Annotated in this window: 19 protein-coding genes and 1 pseudogene; 6 read left to right on the forward strand and 14 right to left on the reverse strand. The window is 75.4% G+C overall.

Annotated features, from left to right (window positions below; translation table 11 throughout):
- On the forward strand, positions 1 to 856 hold an 856-nt coding region (locus VG276_00600), incomplete at its 5' end, for a transketolase C-terminal domain-containing protein (protein ID HEV8647918.1).
- Positions 857 to 922: 66 nt separating this feature from the next.
- Here the strand turns inward: VG276_00600 and VG276_00605 are convergent.
- From VG276_00605 to VG276_00620, 4 genes are all read right to left on the reverse strand, one after another.
- A complete protein-coding gene (locus VG276_00605) occupies positions 923 to 1,222 on the reverse strand; it encodes a lycopene cyclase domain-containing protein (GenBank protein ID HEV8647919.1) in 300 nt (99 codons plus the stop codon).
- Positions 1,219 to 1,629 carry a lycopene cyclase domain-containing protein gene (locus VG276_00610; protein HEV8647920.1) on the reverse strand — a complete coding sequence of 137 codons (411 nt, stop codon included), beginning with the start codon at positions 1,627 to 1,629 and terminating at the stop codon, positions 1,219 to 1,221. The genes VG276_00605 and VG276_00610 overlap by 4 nt, the downstream gene beginning before the upstream one ends.
- Before the next feature lie 116 nt (positions 1,630 to 1,745).
- Positions 1,746 to 1,925 (reverse strand): hypothetical protein, encoded by a 180-nt coding sequence (locus VG276_00615; protein ID HEV8647921.1) that lies wholly within the window; start codon positions 1,923 to 1,925, stop codon positions 1,746 to 1,748.
- A 189-nt stretch (positions 1,926 to 2,114) separates the two neighbouring features.
- The gene (locus tag VG276_00620) at positions 2,115 to 2,447 is read right to left on the reverse strand and encodes a hypothetical protein (GenBank protein ID HEV8647922.1); all 333 of its coding nucleotides are present in this window, start codon (positions 2,445 to 2,447) and stop codon (positions 2,115 to 2,117) included.
- 158 nt (positions 2,448 to 2,605) lie between these two features.
- Between VG276_00620 and VG276_00625 the strand changes: the two genes are divergently transcribed.
- Entirely contained in the window at positions 2,606 to 4,516 is a 1,911-nt protein-coding gene (locus VG276_00625; protein HEV8647923.1) for a PASTA domain-containing protein, read from the forward strand.
- A 71-nt stretch (positions 4,517 to 4,587) separates the two neighbouring features.
- A complete protein-coding gene (locus VG276_00630; GenBank protein ID HEV8647924.1) occupies positions 4,588 to 5,448 on the forward strand; it encodes a deoxyribonuclease IV in 861 nt (286 codons plus the stop codon).
- Here the strand turns inward: VG276_00630 and VG276_00635 are convergent.
- Positions 5,438 to 6,979 carry an ATP-binding protein gene (locus tag VG276_00635; GenBank protein ID HEV8647925.1) on the reverse strand — a complete coding sequence of 514 codons (1,542 nt, stop codon included), beginning with the start codon at positions 6,977 to 6,979 and terminating at the stop codon, positions 5,438 to 5,440. The genes VG276_00630 and VG276_00635 overlap by 11 nt on opposite strands.
- Positions 6,972 to 7,649: a response regulator transcription factor gene (locus tag VG276_00640; GenBank protein ID HEV8647926.1), complete on the reverse strand. Its 678-nt coding sequence runs from the start codon at positions 7,647 to 7,649 to the stop codon at positions 6,972 to 6,974. Before VG276_00640 ends, VG276_00635 begins: the two co-directional genes overlap by 8 nt.
- A 200-nt stretch (positions 7,650 to 7,849) precedes the next feature.
- Between VG276_00640 and VG276_00645 the strand changes: the two genes are divergently transcribed.
- The 3 genes from VG276_00645 to VG276_00655 all read left to right on the forward strand — a co-directional run bounded on the left by VG276_00645 (position 7,850) and on the right by VG276_00655 (position 10,909).
- Positions 7,850 to 9,028, forward strand: coding sequence for a hypothetical protein (locus tag VG276_00645; GenBank protein HEV8647927.1), 1,179 nt, complete (start codon positions 7,850 to 7,852; stop codon positions 9,026 to 9,028).
- Between the two features lie 74 nt (positions 9,029 to 9,102).
- Positions 9,103 to 10,023, forward strand: a complete 921-nt coding sequence (locus VG276_00650) for an ABC transporter ATP-binding protein (protein HEV8647928.1) — start codon at positions 9,103 to 9,105, stop codon at positions 10,021 to 10,023.
- A complete protein-coding gene (locus VG276_00655; protein ID HEV8647929.1) occupies positions 10,010 to 10,909 on the forward strand; it encodes an ABC transporter permease in 900 nt (299 codons plus the stop codon). Before VG276_00650 ends, VG276_00655 begins: the two co-directional genes overlap by 14 nt.
- Before the next feature lie 213 nt (positions 10,910 to 11,122).
- Here VG276_00655 and VG276_00660 read toward each other — a convergent pair whose 3' ends face one another.
- From VG276_00660 to VG276_00695, 8 genes and pseudogenes are all read right to left on the reverse strand, one after another.
- On the reverse strand, positions 11,123 to 11,563 hold the full coding sequence (locus tag VG276_00660; GenBank protein ID HEV8647930.1) for an amidohydrolase family protein: 441 nt from the start codon (positions 11,561 to 11,563) through the stop codon (positions 11,123 to 11,125).
- A pseudogene (locus tag VG276_00665) lies at positions 11,461 to 12,894 on the reverse strand (amidohydrolase). Before VG276_00665 ends, VG276_00660 begins: the two are co-directional and overlap by 103 nt.
- Positions 12,894 to 14,060, reverse strand: coding sequence for a hypothetical protein (locus VG276_00670; protein HEV8647931.1), 1,167 nt, complete (start codon positions 14,058 to 14,060; stop codon positions 12,894 to 12,896). Before VG276_00670 ends, VG276_00665 begins: the two are co-directional and overlap by 1 nt.
- Positions 14,047 to 14,526: a hypothetical protein gene (locus VG276_00675; GenBank protein HEV8647932.1), complete on the reverse strand. Its 480-nt coding sequence runs from the start codon at positions 14,524 to 14,526 to the stop codon at positions 14,047 to 14,049. The genes VG276_00670 and VG276_00675 overlap by 14 nt, the downstream gene beginning before the upstream one ends.
- Positions 14,527 to 14,701: 175 nt before the next feature.
- The gene (locus VG276_00680) at positions 14,702 to 15,220 is read right to left on the reverse strand and encodes a BON domain-containing protein (GenBank protein HEV8647933.1); all 519 of its coding nucleotides are present in this window, start codon (positions 15,218 to 15,220) and stop codon (positions 14,702 to 14,704) included.
- A gap of 129 nt (positions 15,221 to 15,349) precedes the next feature.
- Positions 15,350 to 15,694, reverse strand: a complete 345-nt coding sequence (locus VG276_00685; GenBank protein HEV8647934.1) for a HepT-like ribonuclease domain-containing protein — start codon at positions 15,692 to 15,694, stop codon at positions 15,350 to 15,352.
- Positions 15,691 to 15,981, reverse strand: coding sequence for a nucleotidyltransferase domain-containing protein (locus tag VG276_00690; protein HEV8647935.1), 291 nt, complete (start codon positions 15,979 to 15,981; stop codon positions 15,691 to 15,693). Before VG276_00690 ends, VG276_00685 begins: the two co-directional genes overlap by 4 nt.
- A 191-nt stretch (positions 15,982 to 16,172) precedes the next feature.
- Positions 16,173 to 16,385, reverse strand: coding sequence for a hypothetical protein (locus tag VG276_00695; GenBank protein HEV8647936.1), 213 nt, complete (start codon positions 16,383 to 16,385; stop codon positions 16,173 to 16,175).
- Between the last annotated feature and the right edge of the window lie 95 nt (positions 16,386 to 16,480).

Here is a 16,480-nt window from a genome sequence, read left to right on the forward strand (position 1 = left end):
GCTCGGCCCGACCAAGCTCACGGTCATGGCCAGCGAGTTCCCCGACCGGGTCTTCGACGTCGGCATCGCCGAGCAGGTGGGGGTCACGATGGCCGCCGGCATGGCCCTGCAGGGGCTGCGGCCGGTCTGCGCCATCTACTCCACCTTCCTGCAGCGCGCCTTCGACCAGGTGATGATGGACGTCGCCCTGCACCGGCTGCCGGTGATCTTCGTGATCGACCGGTCGGGCATCACCGGGCCGGACGGTTCCTCCCACCACGGCGTCTACGACGTCACCTACCTGCGCCAGATCCCCAACATGGTGATCGCCTCGCCCCGGGACGGTACCGAGCTGCGCCGCGCCCTGGCCACGGCGGTCGCCCACACGGCCGGCCCGTTCGCGATCCGCTTCCCCAAGGCGACCACCCCGAAGCTGACCGTGTCCGGTCCGGTGCGCAAGGTGAAGGTCGGTGCCTGGGAGGTCCGCTCCAAGGGCACCGACGTGCTCCTGCTCGGGCTCGGCAAGCTGGCCGTGACCTGCGAGGAGGCGGCCCGGCTGCTGAAGCAGGACGGCATCAGCGTCACCCTGGTCGACCCCCGCTGGGTCAAGCCGCTCGACCCACGGCTGGGCGCCCTCGCCGGCTCCCACCGGCTGGTCGCCACCGTGGAGGACAACGTGCTCGCCGGCGGCTTCGGCTCGGCCGTCGCGGAGGTCCTTGCCGACGGGGAGATCCGCACCTCGCTGCTCCGGCTCGGCATCCCCGACCAGTTCCTCCCCCACGGCAAGCGGGACGTCCTGCTCGCCGAGCTCGGGCTGGACGCCGCCGGCGTCGCCGACCGGGTCCGCAAGGCGCTCCACCGCCTCGACGAGGTCTGAGCGCTCCGGACCGGTCGGGCCGCAGGTCAGCGCGGTCTGAGCACTCCGGACCGGTCGGGCCGCAGGTCAGCGCGGGCGGCGACCCGTCCAGCGCCACAGGCTCAGCGTGGCGGTCACCATCGCGAAGCCGAAGGCGAGGTCCTCGACGGGCGCGCAGGCGATGCGGGGACCCAGGATGCGACGCTCGTCGTAGGCGACGATCGGCGGGCAGGTGAGGATCCCGTTCACCAGAAGCTGGAAGCAGGCCACGACGGCAAGCGCCACCCAGTAGCGCCGGTCGCGGAACATGCCGGTCCGCAGCACCGCCGTCTCCAGCACCACCGCGAGCACGATCCCGGCCGCCGCGGCCACCGTGTACTCCCTCACCGGCGCTCCCGGTCGGGCCGGTCGGGGCGCGCCCGGTCGGGCCGGTCGGGGCGCTGCCGGTCGGGCCGGTCGGGGCGCTGCCGGTCGCCATCCGGTCCGAGCAGGCGCTTCACCGCCTGGTAGGTGAGGATCGCGCAGGTCGGCACGACCAGGAAGAAGACCACCTCCTCGAGCGGGAGCACGCCCCCGAGGAAGCGGACACCGCTGGTGAAGCGGGGGTTGTAGGACCAGTGGCCGCGCCGGATCGCCACGTAGTCCCAGGCGCCGAACACCACGAACACCGGCAGCAGGCTGGCCAGCCAGCGCCGCGGCCGCGCGTACACCCGGGTCCGCAGGACCAGCTCGAGCGGCAGGGTGACCAGCACGCAGGCGGCCATCAGCACAAGGTAGGTCGCCCGTCCGAGCACCGCCCCTCCTCCCAGAACGCCCGTCGCGGCGACCGTACCGCGCCAGGCTGGCATGCGCGACAGACCGCGAGGCTCCCGCCGGGAGCGGGAGCCTCGCCGAGCCTCGGAGATGACCGCTATCTGGTCGTCACCGTCGGCAGGTTCGAGCGGAAGTCACGGCACTTCACCGAGTTGTCCACCTGGCTGGCGGTCTGGGGCACGTCGATCTTGCAGTTGTTGCGCTCGTAGAGCACGCCCAGGTAGAAGGCTCCAGCCAGGAGCAGGATCGTGACGAACAGAGAGCCACCGCGGCGCATGCTGCCTCCTCGACGGGGGGATGGGGCGCCATTCTGGAACGAACCCGGCCTACCCTGCTCGAACCGCTTGCAACCTACGGGCGGTCGACCTGGCGGTCGACGGGATAGCCCTGAGCAAGCAGCGCGGAGCGATAGTTGAAACCTGTGGCGCCACGAGGCTCCGTTTGACCGGGTGGAGGTGCAAGGACCCTAGCCCCGGTGGCCGAAGTTCATGCCGGCGAAGATCGTCTCGGTCCGCTCCATCGCCTTGACCACAGCGCCCAGCTCCTGGTGCACCTCGGTGTCGGCCTGGGGGAACAGGAACGTGTTCAGCGGCTCGTTGGTGCCGACCTGCAGGCCGTACTCGTCCATGTACTCGCCGAGCGCGAACTCCCAGGTGAACAGGGCGACGCCGTCGCCCTGGGGCACGTGCAGCCAGTAGGTCAGGTAGCGGTTGCGGGGCAGGGACCAGGTGCGCGTCCCGTCCCGCTTGTCCTGGGTGAGGCGGAACCCCACCATCCTCAGGTCGTCGTCGAACGCCATCGTCGGGCTTGGCTCCTTCGCGGTCGGAGGGTCGCCAGGCATTGTCCGGGCCGGACGGCCGATCCGCCAGCCCGATCGAGTGTCCTGGCTTGGCCTACAATCTGGCCCAGGCTCGGGAGACCGCCCGGCCGGAACCTCGTACCGATCTGGGACTGCGCGTGGCCAAGCAAACCGCCGACGTCGACAGCCTCGTCGGCCGCACCTTGGGCAGGCGCCGCTACGAGATCCTTGCCCGGGTCGCCCGGGGCGGCATGGCGACCGTCTACCGCGCCCACGACCGCCAGCTCGACCGGGTCGTGGCCGTGAAGGTCCCCCGTCCCGAGTTCGCCCGCGACCCCGGCTTCTCCGAGCAGTTCCGCCGCGAGGCGCGGGCCGCCGCCCGCCTGTCGCACCCCAACGTCGTGGCCGTCTACGACTCCGGCGAGGACCGCGGGCTGCCCTGGATCGTGATGGAGTACGTCAGCGGCCAGACCCTCCGCGACCTGCTCGAGCGCAGGGGGCGGCTGGATCTCGAGACGACCGCGGAGCTGCTCGGCGCGGTGGCCGACGCCCTCGACCACGCCCACCACGCCGGCATCGCCCACCTCGACATGAAGCCCGAGAACGTGCTGCTCACCAGCGAGTCTGTCAAGGTGGCCGACTTCGGGCTGGTGCGCGCCGCCCATGCCGGCACCGCCGGCGACACCCCACTGGCCGGCACGGTCCAGTACCTCGCGCCCGAGGTCCTGCGCGGCGGCGTGGTCGACGGACGCGCGGACGTGTACGCGCTCGGGGTCCTCGCCTACGAGTGCCTGACCGGCCAGGCGCCGTTCACCGGCCCCAGCCAGGACGACGTCATCCGCCAGCACCTCTCCGGCAGGGTGCCACCGCCCTCGCTGTCGGTGCAGGGCGTCCCCCAGCCCGTGGACGCCGCGATCTGGCAGGCCACCGACCCGGACCCGGCCCGACGCTTCGCGCGGGCGTCCGGCTTCGCCGCCGCCATGGGAGCGCCCCGCCGCCGCCGGGTCGACGAGGCGCTCCGGGCCGCGACCGTCGTCCCCCCGGCACGCGACCTGGGCGCCGACACCATCAGCGTGGCCGCCCCCCCGCCGCCGCCGGCCGTCTCGGCCCGGCTGCCGCCGGCCGTGCCCGGGCCGCTCCGTCCCCGCCCGACCACCGGGCGGGTGCCCAGGACACGCCCGCGGCGGGAGCGCGCCGGCTCCTGGCGCAGCCGGATCGTGGTCACCCTGGCCACCCTCGGGGTGCTCGCCGTCGTGGTGGGCGGTGCGCTCGCGTTCGTGACCAGCCGCACGGTCGAGATGCCCGACGTGGTCGGCCAGCCGGTCGGTGTCGCCAAGGTCCGCCTCCAGGCCAGGGGCCTGCGGGTCGGCGTGGGCACCCCGATCCCCTCCCCGAACGTGCCCAAGGGCAGAGTCGCCAGCCAGTCGGTGTTCCCGGCCAAGACCCTGCACCGCCTCTCCAAGGTCGAGCTCCGCCCGTCGGCCGGGATCGTCCTGCCCGACCTGCGCGCCCAGGGCGCCGACACCGCCAGGGCGACCCTGGACAAGCTCGCGCTGCCCTACGACGTGCGCACCCGCACCAGCCAGACCGTGCCCGCCGGCCAGGTGATCGGCTCCAACCCCCCGGCCGGGACGCTCATGGACCAGCAGCGGGTGCAGCTGGTCGTGTCGAGCGGCCGGCCCCGGGTGCGGGTTCCAGACCTTCGAGGAAGCACCTACGCGCAGGCCCGGAGCGCCCTTGTCGCGGCCGGCCTGCAGGTCCGGCGGGCGCGGGTGTTCTCCGACGACGTCCCGCCCGGGCGGGTCGTGGGCACCGACCCGCCTGCAGGCGCCACCCCCGCGCAGGGCACGGTCGTCGAGGTCCGCACCAGCAAGGGCGGTGACCTGGTGGAGGTCCCTGACGTCCGCGACGAGTCCCGCGAGGACGCGGTCAAGCGGCTCGAGGAGGAGGGGTTCCAGGTCGACTTCGCGTTCCCCGGCATCGGCGACCGCGTGATCGACCAGAGCGTGCCGCCTGGCACCAAAGCCCCCCGCGGCAGCAAGATCGTTCTTTCGTTGTCCATCTTCTAGCTCGGATGCGCTGGCGGATGTCTCTAGGCAGTCCTCGATCCATGTGGGGGAGCCGCGGTGGTGCACCGGTAGTGCGGGTCGGTGCGCACGTCCCGGCGGCTGGGGGGTTGGCCAAGGCGCTCGCCCACGCGCGGGCGGCCGGGTGCGAGGCGTTCCAGGTGTTCGTGTCCAACCCGCGGGGGTGGGCGCCGCCGGCCGCCGACCCGGAGGGGGCCGAGCGGTTCCGGGCCGCCACGGCCGAGGCCGGCCTCGGGCCGGTGTTCGTGCACGCCCCCTACCTGGTCAACTTCGCCTCCACGAGCGACCAGACCTGGTCGCGCTCCCGGTCGCTGGTGGCCGCGACCCTCGAACGCGCCGCCGCCATCGGCGCGGCCGGCCTGGTCGTCCACGCCGGCTACGAGATGGGTGGTGGGCGGGCCCGCGGGCTTGCCCGCACCCGCGAGGCGCTGCTCCCCCTGCTCGACTACGGCGCCGGTGCCGGCACCGGCGGCCCGGACCTGCTCCTCGAGCCGACCGCGAGCGGCAAGGGGTCCATGGCGGCCCGCTTCGAAGAGGCCGCCGAGCTACTGGCCGCCTGCGGCGACCATCCGCGCCTGCGCGTGTGCCTGGACACCTGCCACGCCCACGCGGCCGGCTACGACCTGACCAGCCCGGCCTCGGCCACCGCCGCCCTCGACGAGCTGCTGGCCGTGGTGGGCGACCGCGTCCCGCTGGTCCACTGCAACGACACCCGCGACCCGCTCGGCGCCCGCCGCGACCGGCACTGGCACGTGGGCCAGGGGCTGATCGGCGACGCCGGGTTCGCCGCCGTGCTCGCCCATCCGGGGCTGGCCGGCGCCGCCGCGGTGATCGAGACCCCGGGCGAGCTGCCCGAGCACACCCGCGACGTGGCCCGCCTGAAGCGCCTGCGCGACACCGCCGTCAGGTCCTGACCGCGGGATCTTCGGCTGGCATCGACCTGGCGGAGAGATCAGCCGAGTCCCCGGCCCGCTCGGCCGGGATCCAGGCCACGAAGCGGGCGCCCGGGCCGTCGTCGGCGACCGCCACCTCGCCGTCGTGGGCGCGCACGACCTGGCGCACGATGGCGAGCCCGAGGCCGGTGCCGCCGGCGTCGCGGTCCCGGGCGTCGTCCAGGCGCGCGAACCGCTCGAAGATCCGCTCACGGTCGGCGGCCGGCACCCCGAGGCCGTCGTCGGCGACCGCGAGCACCGCCAGGGTCCCCTCGGCCCGCAGCGACACGTCGACCCGGGTGGCGGCGTGGCGCAGGGCGTTGTCGAGCAGGTTCTGGACGGCGCGGGCGAGCTCCTCGGCGTCGCCCCGCACCCGCACGCCGGGTGCGGCGTCGACCCGGAGGGGCACGCGGGGCGCTGACTGGCGCCCGGCCACGTCGCGGACGACCGCGCCGAGGTCCACCACCTCCCGGCGCGGGACCGCCCCGCTGTCGAGCCGGGCCGCGGCCAGGAGGTCCTCGACCATCCGGCCCAGGCGCAGGGTGTCTTCGAGCACGCTCTCCGCGGTCGGCCGCCAGCTCGTGGTGTCCGGGTGCTCGAGGGCCACCTCGAGCTGGGCCCGCATGCCGGCCAGGGGGCTGCGCAGCTCGTGCGCGGCGTCGGCCACGAACGCGCGCTGGCGGCTGCTCGCCTCCTCGAGCCGGTCCAGCATGCGGTTCAGCGTGACGCCGAGCCGGTGGACCTCGTCGTGGGCGGCGGGCAGGGGCAGGCGCCGGGAGGCGCCCGTGCCGGTGATCTCCTCGGCGCCCCGGCGCAGCGCGCCGACCGGCTGCAGCGTCGAGCCGACGGTGACCCAGGTGAGCGCTGCGAGCAGCGCGAGCAGCAGCGGGACGCCGACCAGCAGGGCGGTCTGGACGATGCGGATGCTGTCGGCCATGCTGGCGACCGACACCGCGGCGATCACGGTGACGGGGTCGCCGCGCAGGCGCGCCGGCCAGGTGACCACCCGGAGCGGGGCGTCCGCCCCCAGCCGCCCACCCTCGACGAAGCGGGGCCGCCGGTCGGCTGCGTCGGCGAGCTGCCCGGCCGAGAGCAGCGGCACGGCCTGGTCGCTGCCTGCCGAAGCCGCCCGCACCCGGCCCTGTCCGTCCACCACTTGGACGAGCACGGACCCGGCTCCGGCGACCGGCAGCGGGGTGGACAGCCGGTCGGAGTCGGCGAGCGCGGCCACGTCCTGGGCACGCTGCCTGGCCGAGGCGTCCAGGGCGGCCAGGAGCGACTGCTCCAGGCTCACGACCAGGAGCAGGGCGCCGGCGACCAGCCCGCCGGCGACCACCAGGGCCGCGAGCATGGTGAGCCGGGCCCGCAGGCTCTGCCGCCGCCACCAGGCCAGCGGGGTCCGGACCCGGGCGCGGGCGGCCGGCTCGGCCACCGGCCCGGGGCCATCCGGCTCGGCCACCGGCGCGGGCCCATCCGGCTCGGCCACCGGCGCGGGGTGGGCCAGCTCAGCCACCGGTGCCGACCAGGCGGTACCCGGCGCCGCGCACGGTCTCGAGCGCCCGCCGGCCGAACGGCGCGTCGATCTTGCGGCGCAGGTAGCCGACGTAGACCTCGACGACGTTGGGGTCGCCGTCGTAGTGGGCGTCCCAGACGTGCTCGAGGATCTCCTGCTTGGGCACGACCTCGTCGCGCCGGCGCATCAGGTACTCGAGCAGGGCGAACTCCCGGGGGGTGAGGCCGACCTCGGTGGTGCCGCGGCGCACCTGGCGGCGGGCCGGGTCGAGGCGGAGGTCGCCGGCCTCGAGCACCGCCGGCCGGCGCGGGGCGCCCCGACGCAGCAGCGCGCGCAGCCGGGCCACCAGCACGACGTAGGAGAACGGCTTGGTGAGGTAGTCGTCGGCACCGACGTCCAGGCCCTCGGCCTGGTCGTACTCGCCGTCCTTGGCGCTGAGCATGAGCACGGGCACCCAGTTGCCGAGCCCCCGCAGGCGCTGGCAGACCCGGTAGCCGTTGAGCTTGGGCAGCATGACGTCCAGGATGACGGCGTCGTAGCCCCGCTCGGTGGCCAGATGCAGCCCTTCCTCGCCGTCGTGGGCCACGTCGACGGTGAAGCCCTCCGCCCGCAGCCCGCGCTGGAGCGCGTCGGCCAGCCGGACCTCGTCCTCCACCACCAGGACGCGCACGTCCACCTCCTCGCTCCGCCAGCGCGCTCCAGGGTGCACCCGGCCGGCTGAGAGCCAGCTGAGAGCCCGCCCGCTTCCTGAGAGGGCTCTCAGGCGCGCTCAGGGGCGCCACAGCCGGCACCGGGCATGCTCGTCCGGTCATCCCCGCCGCGACCCCGTCGGCGCCTCGAGAAAGGGCGCCTCGAGAAAGAAGGTATGGCATGCAGCTCCTCTCCGCCCGCCCGCGCCTGGTGCGCTGGGCGGCACCCGTCGCTCTGGCCGGGATCCTGGCCGGCGGGGTCGGGCTCGCGGCGCGTTCGGACGGCGCCGCGCCGTCGCTGCCGCAGCGGAGCGCCGAGCAGCTCCTCGCCGACGTCGGCCGGGCCGACCCGGCCGGCCTTTCCGGCACGGTGGTCGAGACAGCCCGCCTCGGCCTGCCCGCGCTGCCCACCCAGGCCGGCGGCGGGGACGCCTCCCTGGCCGGCCTGGCCGCCGGCTCCCACACCGCCCGGGTCTGGTACGCGGGCAAGGAGCGGGCCCGCGTGGCGGTGTCCGGCTCCCTGAGCGAGGCGGACGTCATCCGCAACGGCCGGGACCTGTGGACCTGGGAGAGCGCCACGAACTCGGCCACCCACGTCCGGCTGCCCGAGGACAAGGCGGCCGGCGGCCGGGGTGCCGTGGGCGTGCTGCCCGTGCCCACGCCCGAGGAGGCGGCCCGCCAGGTGCTCGACGCGGTCACCCCGACCACCTCGGTACGCGTCGGGCGGACCGCGCGCGTCGCCGGCCGGCCCGTGTACGAGCTGGTGCTGGCGCCCAAGGACGCCCGCTCGCTGGTCGACTCGGTCGCCCTCGCGGTCGACGGCGACACCAAGGTCCCGCTGCGGGTGCGGGTGTTCGCCAAGGGCCAGGCCAGCCCGGCGTTCGAGGTCGGCTTCACCGAGGTCCAGTTCCGCGTCCCGGACGCCAGCGTGTTCCGGTTCACCCCGCCGCCCGGCGCCAAGGTGACCGAGCGGGGCGCGGGCGCCAAGCCCGAGGCGGCCAAGGCCGAGGCGGCCAAGCCCGGGGCGGCCAAGCCCGGGGCGGCTGGGCCGGCCGACGCCAAGCGGCACGCCATGGGCGGCCCGGCGGTCATCGGCGAGAGCTGGACGTCGGTGGTGGTCGCGCGGGGCGTGACCGCAGGGTCGGTCACCGGCCCGGCCAAGGCCCTGCTGGCCGCGGCCGAGCCGGTCCAGGGTAGCTTCGGCAGCGGCCGGCTGCTCCGGTCGCCGCTGTTCAGCGCGCTGCTCACCGACGACGGCCGCCTCTACCTGGGTGCGGTGACGCCCGAGGCGCTGACCGCCGCGGCCGCCCAGCCCGCCTCGGCAGCCCGTCCGCTCGGCAGCCAGGGCGGCACCCCGTGACGCCCACGGCGGCGCCAGCCACCGCGCCCGCCACGGCCCCCCCGCCCGTCCGGGCAGGGGGGCCGGCCCCGGCGCTGGTCACCCGCGGGCTCACGAAGCGCTTCCGGAGCGGCCAGGTCGCCGTCGACGGCCTCGACCTGGTGGTGCCGGCCGGGAGCGTGTTCGGCTTCCTCGGCCCCAACGGGTCGGGCAAGACCACCACCATCCGGATGGTGCTCGGCCTGGTCGCCCCGACCAGCGGCACCGCCGAGCTGCTTGGCGCGCCGGTGCCCGGGGCGGCCGCAGCGGTCCTGCACCGCGTCGGCGCCCTCATCGAGGGGCCCGCGTTCCACCCCTACCTGAGCGGCCGGGCCAACCTGGAGCGACTCGACGCGGCCAGCGCGCTCGCCGACCCGCGCACGACTCGGCGCCGGGTCGGCCGGGCACTCGAGCGAGTGGGGCTGACGGCCGCGGCCGGCAAGCGCTACCGGGCCTACTCGCTCGGGATGCGCCAGCGGCTCGGGCTGGCCGCGGCCCTGCTGCACCAGCGCGAGCTGCTGGTGCTGGACGAGCCGACCAACGGGCTGGACCCGCAGGGCACCCGCGAGGTGCGCGCGCTCATCCGCGAGCTGGCCGCCGAAGGGGCGACCGTGTTCCTCTCCTCGCACCTGCTGAGCGAGGTCGAGCAGGTCTGCACCCACGTCGGGATCCTGCGCACCGGCCGGCTGGTCGCCCAGGGGAGCCTGGCCGAGCTGGGCGCGGCGGGCGAGCAGCGGCTGCGGGTGGAGACCAGCGAGCCGGAGCGGGCCGCCGGCGTGCTCGCGTCGCTCGGCTGCGCCGCGGTCGAGCGGCACGGCGACGGGGCCGGCGCCGTGCTCGACGGCGTCACGCCCGAACGCGCCTGCGCTGCGCTGGTCGCGGCCGGCGTGCCCGTCCGGGGCCTGGCCGTGCGGCGCCCGTCGCTCGAGGACACCTTCGTCTCGCTGACCGGGGAGGGGTTCGATGTCGACCAGTAGCGTCGCCGACGCCGGGACCGAGACTGGGTCCGCGGCCGTCCGTCCTGCCCGCCGGCCCGGACGGCGGCCCGCCGCCGGCCGCCTGCTCCGCTCGGAGCTCGGCCTGGTCTTCCGGCGCCGGCGCAACCTTGTGCTGCTCGCCGTGCTCGCGCTGGTCCCGGTGCTCATCGGCACCGCGGTGGCGCTGTCGTCGTCCTCGCCCAACCCGGGCGAGGGGCCGCCGTTCATCGAGCGGATCGCCGGCAACGGGCTGTTCCTCGTGCTCACCTCGCTCGTGGCCGTGCTGCCGCTGTTCCTGCCGCTGGCGGTCGGGGTCGTCTCCGGCGACGCCGTGGCCGGCGAGGCGAACCTCGGCACGCTGCGCTACCTGCTGGTGGTGCCGGTGCGGCGAGGCCGCCTGCTGGCGGTGAAGTACGGCGCGCTGCTGGCCTTCTGTCTGGCCGCGGTGCTGGTGGTCGCCGGCTCGGGGCTCGCGACGGGCCTGGCACTGTTCGGGGGCGGCGAGGTGACGCTGCTGTCGGGTGCGACCATCTCGTTCTCGTCGGCGCTGGTGCGCACGCTCGCGATCGTCCTCTACGTGGGCGTGTCCATGGCCGGCCTGGCAGCGGTCGGGCTGTTCGTGTCGACCCTCACCGAGGTCCCGGTCGCCGCCATGGCGACCACGATCGCACTCAGCGTGGTCAGCCAGGTGCTCGACACGATCCCGCAGATCTCCTGGCTGCACCCCTGGCTGTTCAGCCACTACTGGCTCGCCTTCGGCGATCTGCTGCGCCAGCCGGTGCCGACCCACGACCTCACCCTCGGGCTGCTCACCCAGGCCGCCTACGCCGCGGTGTTCGGCGCCCTCGCCTGGAGCCGGTTCTCCACCAGCGACGTGTCGGCCTGAGCAGGCCGGGCCGGCGCTGGGCCGGACCTTGGGGGTCGCCGCCTCTCCGGCCCACGACCCCCAGCCGTAGTCGGTGACCTCGGCGATCGTGTAGACGCCCAGCATCAGCGCGGCGGTGACCAGGACGGCGCCCGCGACGTCGGCGCCCTTGCCGAGCCCGAGCCCGCGGTCGGACTCCAGCTGCATTGGACGCCGGACGCCAGTCGAGCCCCTTCACCAGCCGAGCACGGGGTCGGCCCAGACCGGCTCGCCCTCGACCAGGGTGGCGAGCACGCGGGCGTCGCCGACCGGGCCGGCGCCGGGCGCGAACGGGTCGCGGTCGAGGACGGCCAGGTCGGCGAGCTTCCCCGGCTCGATCGAGCCGGTCTGGCGCTCCAGACGGAGCGCGTGGGCCGAGCCGGTGGTGAAGGCGTCCAGGGCGGCGGCCAGGTCGAGCCGCTCGCAGGGCAGGAACGGCTCGGCCCCGCGGTCGCCGGGTGGGATGCCACCTCCATCTCGAGGAGCGGGTCGGCGGTGCTCACCGTCCAGTCGCTGCCGAACGCCAGGTGCGCGCCTGCCCGGGCCAGGCTCGCGAACGGGTACTGCCAGGCGGCCCGCTCGGCGGTGAGGAACGGCAGGGTGAGGTCGCGCATGTAGCCGTCGAGCACGGCCCAGAACGGCTGGGCGTTGGCGATCACGCCGAGACGGCCGAACCGGGGTCGGTCCTCGGGATGGACGAGCTGGATGTGGGCGAGCTGGTGGCGGGCGTCCCGGGGACCGTTGGCGGCCAGGGCCGCGTCGACCGCGTCGAGCGCCTCGCGCACGGCCCGGTCCCCGATCGCGTGGACGTGCACGTCGAAGCCTTCGCGGTCGAGCAGGATGACGGCCGCGGCCAGCTCGGCGGCGGGCACCATGCTGATCCCGGAGTTCGCGGTGGGCGCGCCCTGCGCGTCGAGGTAGGGCGCGAGCATGGCGGCGGTGAAGTTCTCGACCACCCCGTCCTGGAAGACCTTGACGGCGGTCGCCCGCAGCCGGCCGGCAGCGCCGTCCCGGCGCCGCTCGACCAGTTCGGCGACCTGTTCGAGGCCCCGGCCCGGGTCCCAGGTGAGCGCGGCCACGACCCGGGCGGTGAGCGAGCCTTGGGCGGCCACGGCCCGGTAGGCCGCGAGCGCCTCGGGGCCGACCGACGCGTCCTGCCAGGCGGTGATCCCAAGCCGGTGCAGGTGGGCCTGGCCGCGGGGCACGGCCTCCTCGAGGTCGTCCGGGGCCGGTGGCGGCAGCAGGTGCTCGACCAGGCGCATGGCTTCCTCGTGGAGCACGCCGGTGGGCGCCCCGTCCGGGTCACGCTCGATCCGGCCCCGGGGCGGGTCGGGTGTGTCCCGGGTGACGCCGGCCAGCGCCAGCGCAGCCTGGTTCACCCACGCGCTGTGCCCGTCGGCGCTGGTCAGGAAGGTGGGCCGGCCGGCCGTGACCTGGTCGAGCGCCTCGCTGCGGGGCCCGCCGGCAAAGGCGTCCATCAGCCAGCCGTCCCCGACGATCCAGGGCGCGTCCGGGTGGCCGGCCGCGTACTGGGCGACCGCCGCCAGGTACTTCCTTGCGGGGAGGTCGTGGAGGTCGCAGTGCTGCTCGGCGAGCCCGCCGGCGAGCGCGTGCACATGGGCGTCGTGGAAGCCGGGGACGACCAGCCCGCCGGGCAGCTCCACGACCCGGGTGACCGGGCAGGCCAGGGCGCGCACCTCGGCCTCGGCCCCGAGCGCGGCGATCCGCCCGCCCCGGATCGCAACCGCGCCCGCCGACCGCCGGTCGCCCGCCGGCCGAGGAGGATCCGCCAGCCGGGGACCATCCGCGGGCCGGGGACCATCCGCCAGCCGGGGACCATCCGCCAGCCGGGGACCATCCGCCAGCCGGGGAGCACCGACCTTCTGACGCCCGGCAGGTGCTGGGGTCCACACCGCCGCCCCAGTGAGCACCAGGTCCAGGTCAGGAGGGCCGTCCGCAACCGCCATCAGCGATCCACCACCGTGCGCGCAGGCTGCTCCCCGGGCGAAGCGCCGGCAGAAGCCCGGGCGCCCGCTCGGCCCCGAGCGCTCGCTCGGCCCCGGGCGAGCCGGGCGGCCAGGGCCAGCCAGTCGACCATGACGACAAGCACGGTGGCGGCCATCGGCCAGTAGTCGAGCCGCATCGCCGCCCAGATGCCAGCGTGGAAGGCGACCGCGGCGGGCACGAACACCCAGGCCAGCCGGGGCCGCCAGAGCACCAGCGGGAAGCCCAGCTCGACCAGAAGGGTCGCGGCAGCCAGCAGGTGGGCGAGCCAGGGCCGGTCGGCCACGAGCAGCGCGGCCGGGTTGGGGTGCGCCTGGGCGTCGCTGGACGCGTAGAGCGCCCAGCGCAGGTTGCCGCTGGCCACCCAGGCGGGACCGGCGTGGAGCAGCTTGGCCAGGCCCGAGAAGAAGTACGCGCCGGCCACCACGACCATCGCGGTCCGCACCGGCCAGCCGTAGCGCCACGCAGCAGCGGCGGGCCCCGGCCCCCTGGTCGGCCCCCGGCCCCCAGTCGGCCCTGGTCGCGCGGTCGGCCCTGGTCGCGCGGTCGGCTCCGGCCCCCCGGCCGGCACCGGCCCCCCGGCCGGCACCGGCCCCCCGGCCGGCGCCGACCCCCCCGTCGGCGCCGACCCCCCGGTCGGCGCCGGCCTGCCGCGCCGCCAGGGCCGCCAGGCTCGTGCCGGCGCCTGCCGCCGCCGGGCAGCGAGCGACCAGGCGTCGGCGGTCGGCGCCGGCAGCAGGGGGACCAGGCAGAGCAGGAGCAGCACGTCGTTGTGGGCCGTCTTGCCCAGACTCGAGGTCATCGCGATCAGCGGCACGGCTGCCGCCCAAGCCAGCGGGAGGGTGAGCCGGGCCGCGACCCCGGCCACGGCCAGCACGGCTGCAGCCAGCGCCAGCACCTGCACGACCGCGACCAGGCCGGGTGGGGGCATCGCGTCGAGCAGGCGCAGGAACGAGATGGGCCGGAACAGCGCCGCCGGCTGGCCGGCCAGCTCGACGTAGGACCCGGCGGCCAGGCGCACGGCCAGGATCGCGCCCAGGCCGATGCGCAGGGCGGCGAGCCGGCGCGGGTCGCCGGGCGCGAAGAACCAGCCCTCGAGCCGGGCAGCGAGCGTCTCAGCCTGGCGCACCGGCGCCCCCAAGCCGGCAGGTCCAGTACAGGGTCCGGGCCGGGGGCGCGCCCCGCTTCCCCACCCGGTTCGACACGTCGGTCTCGGTCCGGTAGACCCGCACCGCCTCCACCCGGCCGCCGCCGCGCTGCTCGACGGCGTCGGCCCAGGCCAGGCAGACGGCGGCCCGCTCGCCGGGCGACAGGTCGGGGAAGCCCTTGAGCACCTGCACGTCGCCCCGGAAGCCGGCGGGCAGGTCCCGGAACGGGACCGGGGTCTCGCGGCCGGCCCCGTCGACGGTCACCGCCTGCCAGCCGGACTGCCTTGCCTGGCGGGCGTCGGCGAACAGCCGCCACCCGGTGAGCGGCCACGCCTCGAGCCCGAGCAGCCCGCAGACGACGAATGCGGCCAGGTAGACGGCCACGAACCGGCGGGCCCAGGCGGGCACGCGCGGGTGGTCGGCAGCGTGGTCGGCAACTCGGTCCATGCATGCAAGCTACCGTGCCCAGCCGCAGGCGGCGAGCACCGGCGACTCGGCCAGGCGAGGAGCAGTCCGGGCTCCGGGAGCGTGAGGCCGGTGGGGCGAGTAGCAGTCTGGGCTCTGGGAGCGTGAGGCCGGCCGGCCGGGCCCGTCGCGCGGCGGTGCCCGGCCAGGCCGGAGCTCAGGCCGGGCCGCGGATCTCGTCCGGGCCGCGGCTGCGGCGGTGCTCGACCCCGGGCTCCATGTACTCGGGGGCGGTCCTGGACTCGTCGAGCGGGTCCTCCCCGCTCGCCTGCTCGCCCTCCTCGGCGGGGTCGTACGACCCGCTATGGTCGGGGGTCGGGTTGAGCAGGCTGGTCGCGCCCTGGGTGGGGTCGAGCTCGCCCTCGCCCTCGAAGCCGCTGACCACCTCGGCCGGGGCGGTGGTGGGCAGGGACTCGTCGACCCGCAGGGCGTCGTGGACCTCCTGGCCGAGCGCGTTGCGCGCGAGCCCGATCGCCCACTCCCTGTCCTTCTCCGAGCCGACCCTGCCCTCGACGACCGGCATGGCGTCCTCGCCCTGCTCCACGTGCAGGTCGGCCACGTCGATGGACGGCTCGCTCCCGTGCAGGGCGGCCTCGACCGCCTCCTCGGGCCCGCCGTCGGCCCGGGCGGCGTGCTCGACCTGGCCGGGGTCCGGCTGGTGCTGATCGGAGCTCATCCGGTCCTCCTCCACGGCATCGTTGCCTCGACGGGTCCATCCCGGCTCGCCAGGCGCTCCCCGCCCAGCCCTCGCCAGGCGCTCCCCGCCGAGCTGCCCAAGCTCGACCTACCCGGAAACCACTCCCGCCTAACCACCCGCCACGCCCGACCATAGGCCAGCGGACCAGCTTGGGTCACCAGCACCGGCGCTCCCCGTGCGTAGACACAGGGCGTTGCTCGCCGGGTCACGACCCAGCCGAGTACCGCTAGCGCTGGGTTGGGGCCCGCTGAGCCAGGCCAGCAAGGCAGGGATGTCCTTGGTCGCGATGATCCACACCTGGTTGGGGTCGACGCGGTGGTAGTGGTGCGCCAGCACGGTCCGCAGGCCGATGAGGTCAGCTTCCCGGACCTGCCTGCCGACGGCGACGACATCCGTGATCTGGGATGCGGCATCGAGGATGTCGGCGATCCGCTCGTCGTCGCTGCGGCTCACAGCTCGATTGCCTCGTCGAGGATGGCGCGGTCGCGGTCCTTCAGGCCGCCCCGGGAGACGATGTCGACGGGATGGCCGAGTAACTCCTCGAGGTCTTGGCTCAGGTGCAACAGGTCGAACAGGGAGCTTTCCGGCCCGAAGTCGACCAGCAGGTCGATGTCGATGTCGGCGTGTTCCCGCCCGCGCGCGACAGAGCCGAACAGCAGGACCCGCCTGCCATGATGGCGACCGACCGTCGCCTTGATGTCCTCACGACGCTGTTCGACGAGCGTGCGCAGCGATGCCATGGCCGCTCCCCGACGGTCCCCCGCTGTCGTCATGGCTGTAGCGTACCCCGGCCGACGTAGCTCGCGGCCGGACGCGTCACCGCAGATGAGGTCGCTAGGAGAGACCGGCGAAACTCATTCTCCCTGGTGAGGGTACCTGACCGGGCAGGGACGGCAGGGCCGTACCCCACGATCAGGCCCGGCTTACCCCATCAGGGCTGCTCGGTGGACTCGGCGGCGGCGCGCTTGCCCAACCAGCTCGACCAGGACGTGATCGTGGCGACGGCGACGACGATCTCGTCATCGATCACGATGCCGGCGCCGGCGGCGCGACCGACCGCACGGGCGAGGCCGGTGGCGGCCCGCTCCGCAGCGGCGACCGCGCGCAGCTCGGCGGGATCGGGTGGTCGGGTAGGCTCTGGCATGTCGGCACCTCCCGGGGTGTCGGCCATGCCCCGGGGGCCGTTCACGCGGTCGCCCGGGGCGCTTCGCGTCCGGCAACGCTCGCATGTTCGCCATA

It is taken from the genome of Actinomycetes bacterium, from assembly GCA_036000965.1.
Classification (GTDB): Bacteria; Actinomycetota; CALGFH01; order CALGFH01; family CALGFH01; genus DASYUT01.